Source organism: Amycolatopsis bartoniae (assembly GCF_014191255.1).
GTDB classification, from domain to species: domain Bacteria; phylum Actinomycetota; class Actinomycetes; order Mycobacteriales; family Pseudonocardiaceae; genus Amycolatopsis_E; species Amycolatopsis_E bartoniae.
This window is the reverse complement of record NZ_JACHWH010000007.1, coordinates 152,477-173,235: the sequence shown is the minus strand read 5'-3', so window position 1 is coordinate 173,235 and position 20,759 is coordinate 152,477. Positions and strand designations below refer to the sequence as shown.

Genomic DNA, 20,759 nt, shown 5'->3' with positions numbered 1-20,759 from the left:
GCTCCGCTCAGCACACGGCGGCCTGCAGCGCCGCCTCGATCGCGGCGGCCAGTCGTGCCAGGTATCCGTCGTCGCTGTGGCCCCGCACGACCAGCATGCGGAAGGCGAGCGGGGCGATCAGCAGGTCGGTGCCGAGCTCCAGGTCCAGCCCGGGTGGCAGCTCGCCGCGCTCGATGGCGTTCTGGAGTACCGCGCGCGCGGCGGCCCGCCGCGGGGTGCTGACCCAGGTTTCGAGGATCTCCGCGAGCGCGGGGTCGTGGCCGGCCTCGGCGAGCAGCCCGGCCCCGATCCGGGTGAGGTGGGGGCTGGTCAGCTGGCCGCGGAAGGTGGTGAGCAGCTCCCGCAGGTCACCGCGCAGCGAGCCGGTGGCCGGGGTGGGCGGGAGCGTGGCGGTGACCTTGTCGCGGATCAGCTCGGTGAGCATCGCCTGCTTCGAGGGCCAGCGCCGGTAGAGCGCGGCCTTGCCCACCCCGGCCCGCCGGGCGACCGCCTCCATCGAGGTCCGCGCGTACCCGGTCTCGGCCAGTTCCGCGAAGGCCGCCTCGGTGATCGCCTCGGTCACCTGCTGCCGCAGCACCGCCCCGCCGCTCGCCTCGCGCTTCGTCGCCATGCTCCCGAGCGTAGCGAACGGAACGGGCGCGTTCCCTGTGCTACCGTGAAACGGAACGACAACGTTCCGTTCCATCCAAGGGAGGCTAGAAATGAAGTTCCTCTTCGACGACGGGTCCTTCTCCTTCGAGGCGCTGCGCGCGGCGGGCTACGCCGTCTACAGTGGCGCCGACCTCGGCGAGGTGCTGGTCACCTGCCGGGAGATCCCGGAAGGGGACGAGGAGGCCTGGTCGGCCCGGTGGGCCGCGACGGCGGCGCGGATCGAGCGCATCGGCCGGGACGCGCTGGCCGCCGGGCACCGGGTCAGTGCCCGCGAGGCGCTGCTGCGCGCGTCCAACTACTACCGGACCGCCGACTTCTACCGGCGCGAGGATCCCGCCGCGGACGCCGAGTCGGCGCGGCTCGCCAAGGCGTCCCGACAGACGTTCGCCGACGCGGCCGCCCTGCTCGACCCGCCCGCTCGCGCCGTGCGCATCCCCTACGAGGGCACCACGCTGCCCGGCTACCTGTTCCTCGCCGACGACTCGGGTGCCCCGCGCCCGACGGTGATTTTCCACGGCGGGTACGACTCCACGCTGGAGGAGGACTACTTCGCACTGGCCGCCGGTGCGTTGCGGCGGGGCTACCACGTCCTCGCGTTCGACGGTCCCGGCCAGGGCAGCACGGTCCGCGAGCAGGGCCTGCACTTCCGGCCGGACTGGGAGGCCGTGGTCACCCCGGTCGTCGACTTCGCGCTCACCCTGCCCGAGGTGGACCCGGGGCGGCTCGCGTTGGTGGGCATGAGCCTCGGCGGTTACCTGGCCGCGCGGGCGGCCGCCTTCGAGCACCGCCTCGCCGCGTGCGTGCTGCACGACGGCGTCTACGACGTCCACGAGGTCATGGCCGCGGTCGCCGGCCGTGCCGCCGGTGGGGCGCAGGACACCGAGGCGCGCTGGCTGGTGCGCAACGGCCGGTGGACCTTCGGTGTCTCCGGTCTCGACGAGCTGGTCAAAGCCAGCAGGGCCTACACGGTGGCGGGGATCGTGGACCGCATCACCTGCCCGACGCTCGTGCTCGACGCGGAGAACGACCAGTTCTTCGCCGGGCAGCCGCGGCGGGTGTTCGACGAGCTGACCTGCCCGAAGGAACTGGTCGTCTTCCGGGAGGCCGAAGGCGGGGGAGAGCACTGCCACGAAGGCGCGATGCTGCTGTTCCACCAGCGCACGTTCGACTGGCTCGACACCGTCCTCTGACCCCGCTGCCGGTCAGCCCCCGTTCGTCAGGATCGCGCTCAGGACCACCTCGAAGAGGTGCTCGGCGCGGGCCTCGATCCCGGGCTGGTCGTAGAGCCAGGCGAGCGACGAGGCCAGCGCGAACAGGTCGGCACCGTCGAGGTCGGTCCGCGCCACGCCCGCCTCCTGGGCGCGGGTGAGCAGCCGGGTGCCGGACGCGCGCATGTCCACGCAGGAGGTGTGCAGCGCGGACTCGTCGTCCTCGATCGCCCGCATCATCGCCGTCACCACGCCGCGGTAGTTCGCCGTGCACGCCACGAACTCGCGCAGCCACAACCGCAGCGCTCCGGCGGGGGTGCTCGACGCCTCGACCTCGGCCGCCCGTGCCGTCAGCTCGTCGAACCTCGTGCGGAGCAGGGCTTCGAGCAGTGCCTCCCGGGTCGGGAAGTGCCGCAGCAGCGTCGCCAGGCCGACCCCCGCCTGGCGGGCGATGTCGCGCATCGACGCGTCGACACCCTGTTCGGTGATGACGGTGGCGGCGACGACCAGCAGGCGGTCGCGGTTGGCCCGGGCGTCCGCTCTCATGTACCCCTCCCTGGAACAAGTGGACCACTGATCCATATAATCGGATCACTGGTTCACTTAGTTTAACTTCCCGCAGGTGAAGGAGAGCACTGTGCCCACACAGACCATGAACGCCATCCGGCTGCACGAGTTCGGCGGCCCCGGAGTGCTGCGGTACGAACAGGTACCCGTGCCGCGGCCGGAACCGGGCGAGGTGCTCGTCCGGGTGCACGCGGCCGGCCTCAACCCGCCCGACTGGTACGCGCGCGAAGGGATGCCCGACGTGCCGCCGGAGCTCAAGCCCCCGTTCCACCTCCCGCTGATCCCGGGGACGGACGTCTCGGGTGTCGTGGCGGGCGTCGCCCCTGATGTCGACGAGTTCGCCATCGGGGACGAGGTGCTGGGCCTGCTGCGCTTCCCGGTCGCCATGCAGTCCGGTGCGTACGCCGAGTACGTCACCGCCCCGGCGTCGGACCTCGCGCGCAAGCCGGCCGCTCTCGACCACGTGCACGCCGCCGCGCTGCCCATGTCGGGGTTGACGGCGTGGCAGTTCCTGATCGAGCTCGGGCACGACCACCCGTCGCCGTTCCAGGAAGCCCGGCACCGCCCGATGGCGCTGGACAGCACGAAGACGGTCCTCGTCAACGGCGCCGCCGGTGGCGTGGGGCACCTCGCACTGCAGCTGGCCAAGTGGCGGGGCGCCCGCGTCATCGCCGTCGCCTCCGGTTCGCACGAGGAGTTCCTGCGAGACCTCGGCGCTGACGAGTTCGTCGACTACACCAAGGAACGCCCCGAGGAGGCCGTGCGCGACGTCGATCTCGTGCTGGACAACGTCGGCGGCCCGGACAGCAAGCGCTTTCTGCGCACCCTCAAGCGCGGCGGGGCGCTCTACCCGGTCTACTTCGGACAGTTCGACGAAGAGGAGAACGCGCGGCTGGGCGTGACGGTCACGGCCACGCAGGTCCGCGCGAGCGGCACGCAGCTCGCCGAGCTGGGCCGCCTGACGGACGACGGCAAGCTCCGCGTGGCGATCGACAGCACCTACCCACTGGAAGACGCCCAGGCGGCGCACGAGCGAGCGGCCCGGGGGCACCTCCGGGGCAAGATCGTGCTCACGGTGGCCTAGCGGGAGACCCAGTGGTCTGAACCCCCTGACCACCACCGCCCACTGGTCTGCCGCCGGACGTTTTTTGGTGCGTTCGGCGGCTTTCCGTGGCCGGTGGACAACGAAATACTCGTCCACATGCGATCGAGGTGGCTCGCGGGAGTGGTCGTACTGGCGCTGGCGGCACCGGGCGCCCAAGCCCAAGCGGCGCCGGCACCACAGGCCCAGGCCCAGGCCCAGGTCGTCGTTGACGGGCATGCCCGCTTCGAGGTGCTGACCCCGACCCTGATCCGCCTGGAGTACGCCGGCGACGACAGGTTCCAGGACGCGGCCACGTTCACCGTCCCGTCCCGGAACCTGCCCGCCGCCTCGTTCACCACCGACGTGGCGGGCGGGTACCGGGAGATCCGCACCGCGAGCCTGACCCTGCGCTACCGCGAGGGCAGCGGCCCGTTCACCTCCGCCAACACCTCCGTGCAGGTCGGCTCGGTCACCGCCACGCCCGAGTTCCCGTCCTACTGCGTGTTCGGTACGCCGTGCCAGGCCGAGAACGGCCTGATGACCGGTTCGGCGTCCCCGGCCTACGACCACGCGAACTACACCGGATCCGGTTTCCAGGCCGGGTTCCAGTCCACCGGCAGCACGCTCGCCCAGGACGTCTCCGGAATTCCGGCCGCGGGCACGTACCAGTTGTCGGTGCGGTACGCCAACGCCACCGGAGGCGACGGCCAGAACACGACGAGGACGCTGTCGACGACCGTGGACGGCGCGCCCGGCCCGAAGCTGACGTTGCCTCCCACCGGGTCGTGGGACACCTGGTCGACGGTGTCAGCGCAGGTGGCCCTGCCCGCCGGCACCCACACCGTCGCCCTCGCGCAGACGGCCGCCGACTCCGGCAACGTCAACGTGGACAGCTTCGCGGTCACCGCCACGGGCGCCGGTTATCCGTCGTTCACCGATCCGCTGCTGACCACCGCCTATGGCGCCGGCCCGAAGAACGTGCTGGGCGGCTGGGACCGGTCGCTGGACAACCCGGGCACGCTTCCGGTGGCGGAGCACCCGGGCATCCTGGACCGGGACGGCTGGTACCTGCTGGACGACAGCCGCACCGCGCTGCTCAACGCGAACCACACCGTCACCGACCGGCCCGCCCACGGCGGCCAGCCCTACCAGGACGGCTACTTCTTCGGCTACGGGCAGGACTACAAGCAGGGCCTGGCCGACCTCAACACGGTGACCGGCGGCACCGATCTGCTGCCCCAGTCGGCGTACGGCGTGTGGTACTCGCGTTACTACGCCTACAGCACCGCCGACTACGAGAACACGCTGCTGCCGGCGTTCCGCAACACCTTCACGCCGCTGGACTGGCTCGTGATCGACACGGACTGGAAGTCGCCGTCGCAGTGGAACGGCTGGAACTGGAACTCCGCGTTGTTCCCCGACCCGCAGTCGTTCCTGAACTGGACCCAGCAGCAGGGACTGTCGACCGCGCTCAACATCCACACCTCCATCGCCGGGAACGACCCGCAGTTCGCCAAGGCCAACGCCACGGCAGGCGGCCTGATCCCGGAAAGCGGCAACAACCAGTACGACTTCGACTGGTCCGACCCCGCCCACCTCAAGGCGTACTTCGACCTGCACCAGCCGTTCGAGCAGCAGGGCGTGCGCGAGTGGTGGCTGGACTACTGCACCACCTGCGGCGGGTCGCTCACGTCCGATCCGCACGTGGCACCGGACAACTTCATCAACCAGGCGTACGCCGACGACGGCACCGCCCGTGGCGTGCGGGGCTTCTCGTTCGCCCGGCTCGGCGGCGACGAGCGGGGCGGCATCGAGTCGAACTTCGCGCTCGGCCCGTGGTCGGAACGTCGCAACACCATGCAGTTCACCGGCGACACCCCCGCGACGTGGGACATGCTCGCGTTCGAGGCGCGGTTCACCCCGGACGAGGCCGCCGCCGGGCTGAGCAACGTCAGCCACGACATCGGCAGCTTCCACGGCGGCCACCTGGCCGACGACCTCTACGCGCGCTGGGTCCAGCTGGGCACCTTCCAGCCGGTCGACCGGCTGCACTCCGACCACGGCGACCGCCTGCCGTGGAACTACACCGGTGCGGCGGCGGCCGGCGCGGAGCGGTTCCTGCGGCTGCGCGAGGCACTCGTGCCGTACACGTACACGCTGGCGCAGCAGGCCAACGCCACCGGCGTGCCCATCACCCGGCCGCTGTACCTGGACTACCCGGCGCAGAACGACGCGTACACGCACCCGCAGGAGTACCTGTACGGCGACAACGTGCTGGTCGCGCCGATCACCACGCCGAACGACTCCGCCGGCAACGGCTCGGTGACCGCGTGGATCCCGCCGGGAACGTGGACCGACTACTTCAGCGGCACGACGTACACCGGCCCGTCCACCGCGACCATCACCGACCCGCTGACCGCGATGCCGGTGCTGATCAAGGCGGGCGGCATAATGCCGACCCGCACGAACTACGTCGACAACCAGCAGTCCCCGCTGACGCAGGTGACGCTGAACGTGGCCGCGGGCGCGGACGGCACCTTCACCCTGTACCAGGACGCCGGTGAAGGACCGCTCGGCCAGTCGGCGAGCACGCCGATCTCATGGCAGGACGGCAACCGGACGCTCACCATCGGCGCCACCACCGGTTCGTACCCCGGCGCGGTCACCGCCCGCACCTACACCCTGCGGCTGTCCGCCGCCGCGGCCCCGGCCGCCGTCCTCGTGGACGGGACGCAGGTGCCGGAGACCGCGTGGTCGTACAACGGCGACAAGCGGACCGTCACCGTGACCACCGCGAGCCTGCCGGTGACCGGCAGCCACACCGTGACGCTCGCCGGCTCGGGCAGCGGGAACCCGTCCGCCGGGGAGGTGCTCGGCGCGAACGGCCAGTGCCTGACGGCGAACCCGTCGGTCGCGCTCGCGCCCTGTGACCACTCCGCCGCCCAGCTGGTCACCCCGCCGTCCGGGGGCGCCGTGCGGATCTCCGGGCAGTGCCTCGACCAGGCGAAGCTGGCCGCCTGCACCGGATCGGCGACGCAGAGCTGGACGCTGCGGTCGAACGGCGAGCTGGTGAACGCGGGCACCGGCCAGTGCCTGGCGGCGAGCGGGATGGCGGCCTGCACGGGCACGGCCGACCAGGTGTGGCGGTTCCCGCCGGCCCAGGTCAGCGGCCCCGGCGGGCTGTGCACCGACATCGCCGACGCGGACCCGGCTTCGGGCACCGCGGTCCAGCTGTACACCTGCAACCAGAGCGACGCGCAACGGTGGTCGGCGCCCGGCGACCAGACCCTGCGGGCACTGGGCAAATGCCTCGACGTGACACTGGGAGGCACGGCCAACGGGACACCCGTGCAGCTGTGGGACTGCAACGGCACCGGCTCCCAGGTGTGGGTGACGCGGGCGGACGGCTCCCTGCAGAACCCGGCGTCGGGCCGCTGTCTCGACGACCCGCAGAACGCGCGGAAACCGGGCGACCGGCTGCAGCTCTACGACTGCAACGGCAGTGCCGCCCAGCGTTTCCGGCTCGGCAGCTGAACAGGGCTCACTGTGGGCTCGCCGCGCGGTTTCCGGTGCGGCGGCGGAGGTTCGGCGTCGTGAGGTGCGGTGGCTCGTAGGCCACGTCGACCGGTCCGAGATCCGTGCCCGGCGGGACGATCCGGTCGATGCGGTCGAGGAGGTCGTCGTCCAGGGTGGTGCTCGCTCCGGCGAGCAGGTCCGCCAGCTGCTCCTCCGTGCGGGGGCCGATGATCGCCGAGGTGACCGCGGGATGGGCGGTGACGAACGCCAGCGCGAGGTACCGCAGAGGAATTCCGGCTTCCTCCGCGAGCGGGACGAGTGCCTCGACGGCGTCGAGCTTGCGTTCGTCGGTCAGGTGCCGGGGCACCCAGTGCAGACGGCCTGGTGACGCGGTTTCCGTGCCGCCCCTGCGGAACCGGCCCGTGAGCAGCCCCATCGACAGCGGGCTCCACACGAGAACGCCCAGCCCGTAACGCTGGCACAACGGCAGAATCTCCCGCTCCACGCCGCGGTTGAGGATCGAGTAGTGCGGCTGCTCGGTGCGGAACCGCGCGAGGCCACGCCGCTGCGCCACCCATTGGGCTTCGACGATCTCGGACGCGGGCAGGTTGGAATGGCCGATGGCGCGGATCTTGCCGGAGTGAACCAGGTCGGTGAGCGCGCTGAGCGGTTCCTCGATGTCGGTGCCGGGTTCGGGGTGGTGGAGCTGGTAGAGGTCGATGTGGTCGACGTCGAGGCGGCGCAGGGACGCTTCGACGGCGGAGATGATCCAGCGGCGGGAGTTGCCGCGCCGGTTCGGGCCGGGTCCCATCGCGCCGTTGCCCTTGGTGGCGAGGACGACGTCGTCGCGGCGGCCGCGCAGCGCTTTCCCGACGATCCGCTCGCTTTCGCCGTTTCCGGCGCCATAGACGTCGGCGGTGTCGATGGTGGTGATGCCGTGGTCGAGCGCTCGGTGCACGATGCGGACGCAGGCGTCGGGATCGGGGTTGCCGTGCGGCGCGAACATCATCGTGCCCAGGGTGTAGGCGCTGACGTGGATGCCGGTGCGGCCGAGGGGGCGGGTGTACACGGGGCTCCTGCGGGAGGTCGGCGCGGTGGAGTGCCGACGGCACTCCACCGCGGAGCGGGTAAGGAGTCAGGCCGGGGCGTATTCCGTTGCCACGTCGAGAATCCAGGTGACGCCGAACCGGTCGGCGAGCATCCCGAAGGCGGGCGCCCACTGCGCGGGGCCGAACGCCTCGATGACGGTGGCGCCGTCGGCGAGGCGCTCCCACACCGCGGCGACCTCGTCGACGGTCTCGCCGCGGATCGAGAGGAAGAACGGCTCCCTGGTGATGGTGGTGCCGTTTTCGCGGCGGGTGGTGGGCTCGGCCGGGGCGGCCGGGCCGTCGGTGCCGGGCACGTCGTAGGCCATGACCCGGAAGCCGTTGCCGGCGGTGACCTGGCCGAACACCACCTTGCCCGCGTCGGGCAGATCGGCGGACATCCCGAAGTCGCCGTAGGTGACGATGGTGGCCTGGCCGCCGAAGACCGACTGGTAGAACTCCAGGGCCGCGCGGGCCTGACCGTGGAAGTTCAGGTGGGCGACAGCGTTGAGCGACATGGTTTTCCGGTCCTTCACGAGTGGTTCCGCCGCCGGGGGTTTCCGGCGACTCGGTCACTGTGTCAGCAGTACCGGTCAGGGAACGTCCGCTTCTCGTGGCAGCATCGAAGTCGTGCCGACCGCTTCCTCGACGACGACCTCGGGTCGCCTCCTTTCGCTGCTGTCGTTGCTGCAGGTTCGTCGCGACTGGCCGGGCGTGCTGCTCGCGAGCCGCCTGGGCGTCAGCGAACGGACGGTGCGCCGCGACGTCGACCGGTTGCGCGAGCTGGGGTATCCGGTCCAGGCGGTCAAGGGGCCCGAGGGTGGTTACCGGCTCGAAGCCGGTGACCGGCTGCCGCCGCTGCTGTTCGACGAGGAGCAGGCGGTCGCGCTCGCCGTGGCGTTGCGGATCGCGGCCGGGACCGGCGCGGACATCGAGGAGGCCGCGGCGCGGGCGCTGGCCACCGTGCGCCAGGTGATGCCCGCGCGGCTGCGGCAGCGGGTCGACGCCCTGGAGATCGCGGCGGCTGGTCCTGGTGGCGCGCCGCGGGTCGGTGCGGATGTGCTGCTGGCGTTGAGCGCGGCGGTCCGGGCCCGCGAGGAGGTGCGGTTCGACTACGAGCCGCCGTCCGGGGCGGCGGAGCCGGTTCCGCCGCGCCGGGTGCGGCCGCACCACCTGGTGGTCCGAAGTGGACGGTGGTACCTCGTGGGGTGGGACGCGGAGCGCGAGGACTGGCGGACCTACCGCGCCGACCGGATGCGGCTGCGCGTCCCGAACGGCCCGCGGTTCACTCCGAGGGAGATCCCGGGCGGTGACGTCGCGGCGTTCCTTTCCGCGCGGTTCAAGGGTTCCGCCGGTGCGGACGCCTGGCCCTGCCGGGGCGAGGTGGTCCTCGACCTGCCGGTCACGCAGGTGGCGCCGTTCGCGGGCGACGGCGTGGTCGAGGAACTCGCGCCGGGCAGGACCAGGCTGGTGACCGGATCCTGGTCGTGGGCCGCGCTGGCAGCGTCTTTGGCCCGGTTCGACGCGGAGATCGAGGTGATCGGCCCGCCGGACCTGCGTGCGGCGTTCGCCGCCCTGGCCCGCCGTGCCGCCCGCGCCGCGGGGGGCTAGTGGAGCCTTGACGGGGTGGCTACCGGTGTGGTGTCCGGTTGTGCCGGGGTGGGCACGGTGGCGACCACAAGACCGGCGAGCAGCAGCGTGGCGCCCACACCCGCGGGCCAGGGGAGGTGTTCGCCGAGGAAGGCGAGGCCCAGTACGGCCGCGATGAGGGGTTCGGCGAGGCTCAGCGTGCCGGCTGTCGCGGCGGTGACGTGGCGGAGTCCCGACACGAAGAGCAGGTAGCCGAGCGTGGTGGCGGGGACCGCGAGCCAGCCGACCAGGGCGAGGCTGTTCGGCTCGGCGAGGCGGGGCAGGTCGTGGGCGAAGGGCAGCAGCGCCGCCCCGCCCAGGATGAGGGTGGCGGAGACCGCGACCAGGGCGGGTGCGGGGCCGTCCAGCAAACGTTTGGCTGCCACCGTGTAGGCGCCGTAACAGAGGCCGCCGAGTATCCCGAGCAGCACGCCCGCCGTGTCGATGTGGACGGTCGCGCCCGGCAACAGCAGGACCGCCGTGCCGGCGACCGCCGCGAAGGTGCCCAGCAGCCAGGGCCGGGTGAGCCGCTCGCCGCCGGTCAGCCGGGCCAGCACGCCGACGGCGGGCGGCGCGACGCCGAGCGCGACGACCGTGGACAGCGCGGCTCCGGTGCGGACCACCGAACTGAGGAAGGCTGCCTGGTAGGCCGCGGTCGACGCGGCGGCGAGCAAGAGCCACCCCAGTGCCGGGCCACGGCCGAGCGTCCGCCACCGCCCGAGGCGGCCGCGGACGCCGACGAGGCCGAGCAGGACGAAGCCCCCGACGACCAGCCGAGCGGCGCCGAGAGCGAGGGGATCGGCGCCGGACGCCGCCAGGACCTGGGCCGGGCCGACGGTGCCCCACAACACCGCCGCCCCCAGGACTGCCGCCGAACCGCGGGCGGCGGTACTCATTCGTGCGATCACACGCACGGACGCTAGTCACGGTGGCCACCCAAGCCACGCGCTGTCGAACTTATCGTCACGCAGGCGCGAAAGAGCGAAACTTCATTCGGTCACCCCGCGACTTCACGGCCGGTGATCGAACCAGGTACGGCCGGGCAGCCATCGACGTTCGGGCTGATCCATCCCGGTGTTGCATCTTGACTATTTCTGTGGAGTCGCCGAAGGATCGTGTTCGGTTCTGGTTCAGCGCTGCCCAGGAGGTCCCCCCGATGCGCTCCGGTCGCCGTGCTCGTTTCCGGGTGTTGTTCGCCGCTCTGCTCGCCGCCCTCCTCGGACTGGCCGGGCTGACCGTTCCGTCCGTCGCCGTGGCGGCGCCGAAGCCGGCGCACAGCGTCACCTACGACGGCTACTCCTTCCTCGTCGACGGAAACCGGACGTACCTGTGGTCGGGCGAGTTCCACGCCTACCGGCTGCCGAGCCCCGATCTGTGGCTCGACATCTTCCAGAAGATGAAGGCGGCCGGGTTCAATGCGACGTCGCTGTACTTCGACTGGGGCTACCACTCGCCGCGCCAGGGCGTCTACGACTTCACCGGCGTCCGCGACCTCGACAAGCTCCTCGACATGGCGCAGCAGGCCGGGCTGTACGTCATCGCGCGGCCCGGGCCGTACATCAACGCCGAGGTCGACGGCGGCGGGTTCCCCACGTGGCTGTCCACCACGCCGGGCCACACGCGCAGCGCCGACCCGGTGTACCTGAAGTACTCGGACGAGTGGCAGACGCAGATCGACCGGATCCTGCAGCGCCACCAGCTGACCAACGGCACCGGCAGCGTGCTGGCGTACCAGGTCGAGAACGAGTACTACAACGGCGGCGCCGACGGCCGCGCGTACATGAAGCACCTGGAGGACAAGGCCCGCGCCGACGGCATCACGGTTCCCTTGGTGGGCAACAACAACGGCACCTTCAACTCCGGGGAGGCCGCGCTCGACGTCGACGCCGCCGACTCCTACCCGCAGGGCTTCGACTGCTCGAACCCCACGCACTGGAACGGCGTGCCGGACATCAGCTACGACCACGTTCCCGGCAAGCCGCTGATCACCGCGGAGTTCCAGGGCGGCGCCTTCGACCCGTGGGGCGGCCCGGGTTACGACCAGTGTGCCCAGCTGATCAACGACCAGTTCGCGAACGTGTTCTACAAGCAGAACATCGCGGTCGGCGCCACCGGGCAGAGCTTCTACATGCTCTACGGCGGCACGTCCTGGGGCTGGAGCGCGATCCCGCAGAACTACACCTCCTACGACTACGGCGCGGCGATCACCGAAGGGCGCCAGTTCGACCCGAAGTACGACGAGGACAAGCTGATCGGCTACTTCACGCAGTCCGTCGCCCCGCTGACGAAGACCGACGGACTGGCGAGCGCGCCCCTGACCGACCCCGCGCTCACCGACACCGCCCGGATCAACCCGGACACCCGCACGCAGTTCCACACCCTGCGCCACACCGACTCGACGTCCACCGCCACGAACACCACGAGCATCGCGCTCGATCTCACCGCGCACTCGGGGTACACCTACGACGACGCGGCCGCCGAGCTCGGCTACACCGGCACATGGAGCCACGTCGGACCGGAGCAGAACTACACCGGCGGCGACTACCAGCACACCGAGTCGTTCTCCGAGACTGCCGGTGACAGCGTGAGCATTCCCTTTACCGGCACCGGAATCCGCTGGGTGACGTCGAAGGACCAGAACCACGGCATCGCCGACGTCTATCTCGACGACACGAAGGTGAGCAGTGTCGACCTCTACGCGGCGAGCAAACAGAACCAGGTCACCGGCTACGAGGTGCGCGGCCTGCCCGCCGGGGCGCACACGCTGAAGATCGTCGTCACCGGGCAGCAGAACGCCGCCGCCACCGGCACGTTCGTCGTCGTGGACGCCGTCGACCTGCTGTCCGGCAGTGCCGACTACTACCCGGTCGTCCCGCAGCAGCCGGGCACCGGCATCACGCTGAACGGCCGCCAGTCGAAGATCCTCGTCGCCGGCTACGACCTCGGGCAGACGCGGATGCAGTACTCGACGTCGGAGATCATGACCTCCGCGACCATCGGCGGCCGGGACGTCGCGGTCCTCTACGGCGACCAGGGCGGGCCGGGGGAGACCGTCCTGCGGTTCGCGCAGCAGCCGTCCGTGCGGGTGCTCGACGGGAACGCGACGTCCACTTGGGACGCCGCACGCGGTGACCTGCGGCTGAACTACACCCACGACGGCCTGACGCGGGTGCTCGTCACCGCTCCCGGCGCGCGGCCGCTGCTCCTGCTGCTCGCGGACAAGGCGACGGCGGCGACCTTCTGGCGCCAGGACACCGCTGCCGGCCCGGTGCTCGTCCGCGGCACCCATCTCGTGCGGACCGCGACCGACCGGTACGGCGTCCTCGCGCTGACCGGCGACACCGGCACCGACGGCGCCTTCGAGGTCTTCGGCACCGCGAAAACCGTGCTTTGGAACGGAATTCCGGTTCCGGTGCGGCCGACATCGAGCGGCAGCCTGACCGGCGCGGTGCCGACCGCGAAACCGGTGACGCTGCCCGCGCTGACCGGCTGGAAGCACCAGGAGGAGTCGCCGGAGAGCCAGCCCGGCTTCGACGACTCGGCCTGGCCGGTGGCCGACAAGGAGACCACCAACAGCTCGACCACGTCCGGCACGAAACCGGTGCTCTTCGCCGACGACTACGGTTTCCACACCGGCAACACCTGGTACCGCGGCCGGTTCACCGGTGACGGGCGGCAGACCGGGATCACCCTGTCCAGCCAGAGCGGCGGCACCGCGGGCGCGTTCTCGGTCTGGCTGAACGGAACCTTCCTCGGCAGTTCGACCGATCCCCAGCACACGTTCGGTTTCCCGGCCGGGGCGCTGCGCTCGGGGGAGAACGAGATCTCCGTGCTGACCGTGAACATGGGCCACGAAGAGGACTACGGCGCGAACAACGGCAACAAGGCCGCGCGCGGGCTCACCTCCGCCCGGCTCACCGGGGCTCCGCTGACGTCGGTGACGTGGCGGCTGCAGGGTGTCCGTGGCGGCGAAACCGGCCTCGACCCGGTGCGCGGCCCGCTCAACACCGGCGGGCTGTACGGCGAGCGCGCGGGCTGGTCGCTGCCCGGGTTCCCGGACGGCCGCTGGAACCCGGTGACGCTGCCGGCGAAGGACACGACTCCCGGGGTGAGCTGGTACCGCACCACCGCGGATCTGGACCTGCCGCGGGGCCAGGACACCTCGCTCGGCCTGACGATCACCGACGACCCCGCGCGGCAGTACCGTGCGCTGATCTTCGTCAACGGCTGGCAGGTCGGCCAGTACGTCAACTACCTCGGGCCGCAGCACAGCTTCCCGGTCCCCAACGGGATCCTGAACCCGAACGGCCACAACACGATCGCCGTCGCGGTGTGGAACCTCGACGGCAGCACCGGCGGCCTCGGCAAGGTCGAGTGGACGAACTACGGCAGCTACCGTTCCCCGCTGACGGTGCGGCAGAACGCCTCGCCCGGCTACGATCCCGTCCGGTACGCGATGCCGCCGGCACCGGCCGCCGGGGTGACGCTGACCGCGCCGGACACGGCGTCGGGCGGGCAGCGGTTCACCGCGTCGGCGACCGTGCGGGTGCCGGCGGGAGCGCCGCCGGTCTTCGACGTGCGGCCGGTGCTCACCGCCCCGGCCGGGTGGGCGGTCAGTGCCGCCTCGCCGCCCTCGGTGCCGCGGGTCGACGGCGGCGGATCGGCGACGTTCTCCTGGACCGTGACAACACCCTCCACAGTGGACACCGCAGCGGCGCTGAAGGTCTCGGTCGGCTACCGGCAGGCCGGACGCCCGGGCTCGGTCACGGACGAGCGGATCGTCGGCGCGGTGCCGCCCGCGCCGCCCGCCGGGCAGGTGGCGGTTGGCTCACTGCCTTTCCTCACCGCGACGAACGGCTGGGGCCCGGTCGAACGCGACACGAGCAACGGCGAAGCCGCCGCGGGCGACGGCAGGCCGATGACCATCGGAGGCGTGTCGTACGCGAAGGGGCTGGGCGTCCACGCGGCCAGTGACGTCCAGCTCTACCTGGCGGGCGCGTGCACGCGCCTGACGGCTTCCGTCGGCGTCGACGGCGAAACGGGCACCGGCGGCAGTGTCTCGTTCAGCGTCGCGGTGGACGGCACGACCCGGGTCACGACCCCGGTGCTGCGCGGCGGCCAGGCGGCGGTGCCGGTCGACGTCGACGTCACCGGGGCGCAGGTCCTGGACCTGCTGGTGTCCGACGGCGGTGACGGCAACGGCAACGACCACGCCGACTGGGCGCTGCCGACGCTGACCTGCGCCACACCGCCCGCGGGGTGAACCCGGCAGGTGCCGTCTTCCGCGTTCGGCCACGCGGCGGCTGATCATGGGGTAGTTTCTGGCCCTGTGACACAGCCACCTCCTTACCGGCCTGGCCCGCCCGGACCACCGCCCGGCTGGGGACCGCCGCCCGGACCACCGCCCGGGTGGGGGCCGCCGCCGCCCGGCTGGGGTGCTCCCCGGCGCAGCCGGGCTCCACTGTGGATCGGCATCGGCACCGCGGTGGTGCTCGTGGCCGCGCTGCTCGTCACCGGATTCCTCGCCCCCGGTTTCTTCCTCGGCGACGAGCACACCGCGAGCGGGACGCCGGCCGCGCCGTCCTCCGGACCGCCGCCGACGTCCGCGTCGGTGGAGGAGGAGTTCGCGGTGCCGATCAACGCGTTCATCGACAAGGTCAACGCGGGTGACGCCGAGGGCGCCATGCGACTCGTCTGCTCCGGGGACACCGTGATCGTGCGGACCCGGTTGACCAAGGTGCTCGCCGCGGGAACGCCGCAGTTCTACTCCGAGGCGGTCGGGCTGGACGTCCCCGGCTTCGCCGAGGCGTACCTCGCGGGCACGCTCGACGGCAAACCGTTGCCGGAGACGAAGGACTCGGACGGGATCACCGTCTCCCAGGGCAGGATCAGCTCGAACAACGTCAGCGGCGACTGGTGCGTCGACGGCTTCCTCACCGGAATCCCCGAGATCGACGGTCACTGAACCGCCCCGGCTGTCCTTTGTGGACGAAAGTCACCTCGTCACGGCGAGGCCGCCCAGCAGCATCGCCATCGCGTTGTGGAAGTCCACGCTCCCGCTGTCGCCCTCGGGGTCGGGGTCCAGCGAGATCTCCGAGCACACCGCACGGACGAACAGCTTCGCGGCCCAGTCCGGGTCGCGGTGCCCGGCGAGCCTGAGCACGGTGGAGGCGTAGGCGACCAGCACGTTCCGCTCCGGGGCGATGGAGATCGTCTCCGCGACGCGGCGCGCCACGCCTCGCAGCGGCAGCAGGGTCGCGCGCATCGCCGCGGCCAGCGCGGCGAGCGTGTCCTGCCACGCCTCGCTGTCCCCGGGGAGCGTCGGCAGGGGCACGTCGCCGACCGCCTTGCCGACCACGGCCTCCGCGAGGGCCTCGTCGCCGCCGAGGTGGTCGCGGATCGCCCGGGGGTCGCACCTCAGGCGTCCGGCCACCGGCTCGACCCGGAGGTGGTCGAGACCCCTTTCGGTGACCAGGGCGAACGCGGCCTCCAGGATCGCCGGAGGCGTGACGTCGTGCTGACCGCGGAGCCGGGCAAAACCGCTCATCGTTCCACCATAGGCGTCTTCGCAGTCCTCCGTGGCACACGGGCACCCGCGGCGACCGGTAGGGCACACTGGGTGTGTTCCCGCCCACAGGAAAGTGAGGAGCTGCGGCACATGGACAGGACGAGCGCGAACGGCCCTGTGGTGGCGATGTCCCGCGAACTCGCGCAGCACCTGCTCGAAGCGTCGACGCAAGAGCCGCACGAGGGCCGGTTGTACGACTACTACCTGGGCGGCGTCGCGAACTACAAGATGGACCGGGTGTTCGCCGACCGGCAGATCTCGCTGCTGCCGGACCTGGTGTGGGCGGCCAAGCAGAACCGGGCGTTCCTCGCGCGGGCGCTGCAGTTCATGATCACCCGGGGGGTCCGCCAGTTCGTCGACATCGGGTCCGGGCTGCCGACGCAGGGCAACGTGCACCAGCTGGCCGAGCGGTACGCGCCGGGGGAGTGCACGGTGATCTACATCGACCACGACCCGGTCGCCTCCGCCCACTCCTACCTGCTGCTGGAGCAGGCCGGTGAGCTGGACCGCAACTTCCCGATCAACGGGGACTTCCTGCACTACGAGCAGCTGTGGGACGCGATCGCCGACACCGGGCTGGTCGACCCGGCGAAACCCGTCGGGCTGCTGCTGGTGGCGTTGCTGCACTTCGTCGTCAAGGACGAGCCCGCCCACGAGGCGGTGCGGTTCTTCCGGGACCAGGTCGCCTCCGGCTCCTGGATGGCGATCTCCCACGCCTCCACCGAGGGCATGTCGGAGGACACCATGCAGCGCTTCGGCACGGTCATGAAGAACTACGACGAGGCCACCTCCTCGCTGCGGGGCCGGACGCGGGCCGAGGTGCGGAAGTTCTTCGGCGACTGGGTGGAGCTGGACCCGCCCGGCACGGTGTGGCTGCCGGAGTGGACCCACCCCGACCTCCCGCAGGAGGCCATGGTCGGCGACATGGACCCGAGCCGGGCGCTGAACGTCGCCGCGCTGGCCCGCAAACCCTGACGTCCACAGTGGACTCCACGGGGCGGGAGGCGTGTCGCCCGCCCCGGCCCCGTCGCGGGCTGGCACTATCACGGCATGGAACGCGTGCTCGGCATCGGTGGGTACTTCATCCGCGCTTCGGACCCGGCGGCCCTGGGCGCCTGGTACCGGGACTGCCTCGGCCTCGACGCCGACGAGAACGGGGTGTGGCACCAGCAGGAGGGCCCCACCGTCTTCGCGCCGTTCGAGGCGGGAACGGACTACTTCGGTTCCCGCGCCCAGCAGACCATGCTCAACTTCCGGGTCCGCGACCTGGACGCCATGCTCGCCCAGCTCCGCGGCCAGGGCGCCGACGTGGCCGAGGAGACCCAGGAGCTGGCTGGGGTCGGCCGCTTCGGCTGGGTCACCGATCCCGAGGGCAACCGCATCGAGCTCTGGCAGCCCGCCTAGCCGCCGGGTGAACCGGAACGCCGGGCGGATCGTGTCCAGAGGGTGCGGACGGTGTCGCTCTCCACGGAGCAGCTACCGAGCCCGGGCGAAACGCACCCGCCGGGGAGGCGGTGGAGGCTGGCCTGTGTCGTGCTCGCGCTCCTCGCCGCGATGGCGGTCGCGATGGTCACGACGGCCGTGGCGCAGACGCCGACCATCGACGAGCCCGTCTACGTCGGCACGGCGGTCGTGTACCTGGACCAGCACAGCCTGCGGTACAACCCGGAGCACCCGCCGCTGGGCAAGCTGCTCATCGCGACCGGGGTGGCCTTCGCGGGCGTGCACCTCGACCCCGCCTTCGCCGGTGACCAGACGCAGCTCGGGCGGCAGGTGCTGTACGGGTCCGGCGTCGATCCCGGGCGGCTGATGCTGCTGGCACGGCTGCCGATGATCGTGCTGACCCTGCTGTTCGGGCTGGTCGTCTTCGCGTTCGCCCGCGACGTGGCAGGCACAGCGGGTGGGATGGTGGCGCTCGCCCTGTACGCCTTTTCGCCGGACATCATCGCGCACGGCTCGCTGGCCACGCTCGACGTCCCCGCGGCGGGTTTCGTGCTGACGTCGGTGTGGCTGGTGTGGCGGGCACGACGCCGCCCCGGCCGCTACCTGCCGCTCGTGGGACTCGCCCTCGGCGCGGCCCTCGCCACGAAGATGAGCACCCTGGCCGCGGTGCCGGTGGTGCTGGCGCTGGTCGTGCTGTCCGTCTGGCCGGGCTCACAGAGGGTCCGGCGAGTCCTCGCGGCAGTCGGCGCCGTGGCGGTGCTCGCGGTTGCCGTGGTGTGGGCGTCCTACCTCGTCGTGGATCCGCGGCTGCGCTGGGATCCGCCGCCGGGCCTGCCGGTCGTGCCCGGCCTGCGCGCGCTGCCGTTTCCCGAGCCGTACCTGGACGGGATGCGCCTCCAGTTCGGCTTCGAGAACCAGACGTGGGGCGGTTTCCTGTTCGGGCGGCAGTACTCCGGTTCGCTCTGGTACTACCTGCCCGCCGCGCTGCTGGTGAAGACACCGCTGGGTTTGCTGGCGCTCTCGGCGGCCGGTGCCGTCGCGATGGTGGCGGTTCCCCGGTTGCGCGCGGCGGCGCCCTACGTGCTCGTGCCCGCGGCCGTGCTGCTGGCCGCGGCCATGACCGGCGCCCGCGACCTCGGCGTCCGGTACGCGGTCTTCGTGCCGATGTTCGCGGCGGTCGCCGCGGCCGCGGTGGTCGCACTGCGGCGGCGGTGGTCGCACGTCGCGGCAGTGGTCCTGGTCGTGTTCGCGGCGGTCAGCTCGCTGCGGACGTTCCCGTACTACCTGCCGTACGCCAACGAGGCGTTCGGCGGCCCGGCGAACACGCACCGGTACCTGCACGACTCGAACGTCGACTGGGGCCAGGACCTGGGCCGGCTGGCGGACCGGCTGCGGCAGCGTTACGCGGGCGAGCCGATCTGGCTCGTCTACAAGGGTTCCGGCGTGCCGTCCCACTACGGCATCGACGCCGCCGACCCGCTCGCGGTGCCCGCGGACCAGGTGCGCGGACTGCTCGTCGTGTCCGATTCCGCCCTCGCCAGGGCGGACGACCACCTGCGGGCGCTGACGGGCAGCAGCACGCCGGTGGACGAGGTCGGCTACTCGATCACGATCTACCGCCGCTAGCCCCGGCTGTCCACAAGAGACAGTGCGGGCGCGGCGCCGGTCGCCGCGCCCGCACGACGGCTCAGGACGCTTCCGCCACGACCGGCAGTGCCGGGCCGCGCCGGGATTTCACCGGGGGGAGCATCGACAGCACGGCCGCGAACAGGCAGGTCGCACCGGCCGCCACCCAGACGATGGTGTAGCTGCCGGTGTGGTCGCGGACCATCCCGCCGGCCTCGGCGGCGATCGCTCCGCCGATCTGGTGCGCGGTCCACATCCAGCCGAACACCACGCCCGCCGAGGAACCGAAGTACTGCTGGCACAAGCGGATCGTCGGGGGCACCGTCGCGATCCAGTCCAGCCCGTAGAAGACCGCGAACGCGATCATGCTCGGGGTGGGTGTCGCGGCGAACAGCAGCGGCAGCAGGATCAGCGAGAGGCCCCGCAGGGTGTAGTACGTGGCCAGCAGGAACCGCGAGTCGTAGCGGTCGGTCAGCCAGCCCGAAACGGTCGTTCCCGCGATGTCGAACACCCCGGCCACCGCCAGCAGGCCCGCCGCGGTGGTGCCGGTCATCCCGTGGTCCTCCGCGGCGGGGATGAAGTGCGTCTGCATCACGCCCGACGTGGTCACCCCGCAGATGGCGAAACTTCCCGCCAGCAACCAGAAAACCCGCGTCCGCACGGCGTCGCGCAGCACCCGGAACGCGCCCCGCGGTGCCGGTTCCTCCTCCTCGACGACCGGCTCGCCGTCCGGGCCCGGCTCCGCGCCCAGCGGCGCGAGTCCCATGTCCCGCGGCCGTTCCCGCAGCAGCGTGATGATGAACGGCACGCTGATCACCGCGGCCACCGCCACCACCACCGACACCGTGCGCCACCCCGAGTGCTGGCTCAGCCAGCCCAGCACCGGCAGGAACACCAGTTGCCCCGCGGTGCTCGCCGCGGTGAGCACGCCGGTGACGAGACCGCGGTACTTCACGAACCAGCGGTTGGTCAGCGTCGCCACGAACGCCAGCGAGATCGCGCCGCACCCGAGGCCGACCAGCCCGCCCCACAGCAGCACCAGCTGCCAGGGCTCGCTCGTCACGACCGGCAACCCGGTGCCCACCGCGATCAGCACCAGCGCGGTGGCCAGCACGAGGCGGATGCCCAGCCGCTCCATCAGCGCCGCCGCGTACGGGGCGGCCAGCCCGACCAGCACCAGGTTCACCGAGATGGCCAGCGAGATCGTGCCGTAGGACCAGTGCATGTCCTCGTGCATCGGCGCCATGACCACCGAGGGCAGCGACCGGAACCCGCTGGTGCTGATCAGCACCAGGAACGACACCGCGGCCACCACCCAGGCCCAGTGCAGGCGGCCGAACCGCCGCCGCGGGCCGGAAGCGAGTTGCTGTGTCTGCGTCATG

Annotated in this window: 16 protein-coding genes; 9 read left to right on the top strand and 7 right to left on the bottom strand. The window is 71.7% G+C overall.

Going from position 1 to position 20,759, the window contains the following annotated elements; translation table 11 throughout:
* Positions 1–7 precede the first annotated feature (7 nt).
* Positions 8–610 (bottom strand): TetR/AcrR family transcriptional regulator, encoded by a 603-nt coding sequence (locus tag FHX82_RS27770; RefSeq protein WP_145933333.1) that lies wholly within the window; start codon positions 608–610, stop codon positions 8–10.
* A gap of 91 nt (positions 611–701) precedes the next feature.
* On the opposite strand from FHX82_RS27770, the gene FHX82_RS27765 reads away from it, so the two are divergent.
* Complete coding sequence (locus FHX82_RS27765) at positions 702–1,841, top strand: alpha/beta hydrolase family protein (RefSeq protein ID WP_145933334.1); 1,140 nt, start codon at positions 702–704, stop codon at positions 1,839–1,841.
* 12 nt (positions 1,842–1,853) lie between these two features.
* Here FHX82_RS27765 and FHX82_RS27760 read toward each other — a convergent pair whose 3' ends face one another.
* Positions 1,854–2,405: a TetR/AcrR family transcriptional regulator gene (locus FHX82_RS27760; protein ID WP_145933335.1), complete on the bottom strand. Its 552-nt coding sequence runs from the start codon at positions 2,403–2,405 to the stop codon at positions 1,854–1,856.
* A gap of 91 nt (positions 2,406–2,496) precedes the next feature.
* Between FHX82_RS27760 and FHX82_RS27755 the strand changes: the two genes are divergently transcribed.
* Complete coding sequence (locus tag FHX82_RS27755) at positions 2,497–3,510, top strand: NADP-dependent oxidoreductase (RefSeq protein WP_229881134.1); 1,014 nt, start codon at positions 2,497–2,499, stop codon at positions 3,508–3,510.
* A gap of 117 nt (positions 3,511–3,627) precedes the next feature.
* Positions 3,628–7,044 carry a TIM-barrel domain-containing protein gene (locus FHX82_RS27750; RefSeq protein WP_145933336.1) on the top strand — a complete coding sequence of 1,139 codons (3,417 nt, stop codon included), beginning with the start codon at positions 3,628–3,630 and terminating at the stop codon, positions 7,042–7,044.
* A 7-nt stretch (positions 7,045–7,051) separates the two neighbouring features.
* Here FHX82_RS27750 and FHX82_RS27745 read toward each other — a convergent pair whose 3' ends face one another.
* Positions 7,052–8,095 carry an aldo/keto reductase gene (locus FHX82_RS27745; RefSeq protein ID WP_145933337.1) on the bottom strand — a complete coding sequence of 348 codons (1,044 nt, stop codon included), beginning with the start codon at positions 8,093–8,095 and terminating at the stop codon, positions 7,052–7,054.
* Positions 8,096–8,161: 66 nt separating this feature from the next.
* Positions 8,162–8,629 carry a VOC family protein gene (locus tag FHX82_RS27740; RefSeq protein ID WP_145933338.1) on the bottom strand — a complete coding sequence of 156 codons (468 nt, stop codon included), beginning with the start codon at positions 8,627–8,629 and terminating at the stop codon, positions 8,162–8,164.
* A gap of 112 nt (positions 8,630–8,741) precedes the next feature.
* Between FHX82_RS27740 and FHX82_RS27735 the strand changes: the two genes are divergently transcribed.
* The gene (locus tag FHX82_RS27735; RefSeq protein WP_145933339.1) at positions 8,742–9,722 is read left to right on the top strand and encodes a helix-turn-helix transcriptional regulator; all 981 of its coding nucleotides are present in this window, start codon (positions 8,742–8,744) and stop codon (positions 9,720–9,722) included.
* Here the strand turns inward: FHX82_RS27735 and FHX82_RS27730 are convergent.
* Positions 9,719–10,636 (bottom strand): DMT family transporter, encoded by a 918-nt coding sequence (locus FHX82_RS27730; RefSeq protein WP_145933340.1) that lies wholly within the window; start codon positions 10,634–10,636, stop codon positions 9,719–9,721. The two genes, FHX82_RS27735 and FHX82_RS27730, sit on opposite strands and share 4 nt — an antisense overlap.
* Positions 10,637–10,896: 260 nt before the next feature.
* Between FHX82_RS27730 and FHX82_RS27725 the strand changes: the two genes are divergently transcribed.
* On the top strand, positions 10,897–15,003 hold the full coding sequence (locus FHX82_RS27725; RefSeq protein WP_145933341.1) for a beta-galactosidase: 4,107 nt from the start codon (positions 10,897–10,899) through the stop codon (positions 15,001–15,003).
* A 231-nt stretch (positions 15,004–15,234) separates the two neighbouring features.
* Entirely contained in the window at positions 15,235–15,705 is a 471-nt protein-coding gene (locus tag FHX82_RS27720; protein WP_145933342.1) for a hypothetical protein, read from the top strand.
* A 30-nt stretch (positions 15,706–15,735) separates the two neighbouring features.
* On the opposite strand, the gene FHX82_RS27715 is transcribed toward FHX82_RS27720, so the two are convergent.
* Complete coding sequence (locus tag FHX82_RS27715; protein ID WP_145933343.1) at positions 15,736–16,287, bottom strand: hypothetical protein; 552 nt, start codon at positions 16,285–16,287, stop codon at positions 15,736–15,738.
* 111 nt (positions 16,288–16,398) lie between these two features.
* Here FHX82_RS27715 and FHX82_RS27710 point away from each other — a divergent pair, with 111 nt between their 5' ends.
* From FHX82_RS27710 to FHX82_RS27700, 3 genes are all read left to right on the top strand, one after another.
* Positions 16,399–17,283: an SAM-dependent methyltransferase gene (locus tag FHX82_RS27710; RefSeq protein WP_145933344.1), complete on the top strand. Its 885-nt coding sequence runs from the start codon at positions 16,399–16,401 to the stop codon at positions 17,281–17,283.
* A 75-nt stretch (positions 17,284–17,358) separates the two neighbouring features.
* On the top strand, positions 17,359–17,712 hold the full coding sequence (locus tag FHX82_RS27705; protein ID WP_145933345.1) for a VOC family protein: 354 nt from the start codon (positions 17,359–17,361) through the stop codon (positions 17,710–17,712).
* Between the two features lie 51 nt (positions 17,713–17,763).
* The gene (locus tag FHX82_RS27700) at positions 17,764–19,377 is read left to right on the top strand and encodes an ArnT family glycosyltransferase (protein WP_229881135.1); all 1,614 of its coding nucleotides are present in this window, start codon (positions 17,764–17,766) and stop codon (positions 19,375–19,377) included.
* Between the two features lie 61 nt (positions 19,378–19,438).
* On the opposite strand, the gene FHX82_RS27695 is transcribed toward FHX82_RS27700, so the two are convergent.
* Entirely contained in the window at positions 19,439–20,758 is a 1,320-nt protein-coding gene (locus tag FHX82_RS27695; RefSeq protein ID WP_145933347.1) for an MFS transporter, read from the bottom strand.
* Position 20,759 lies beyond the last annotated feature (1 nt).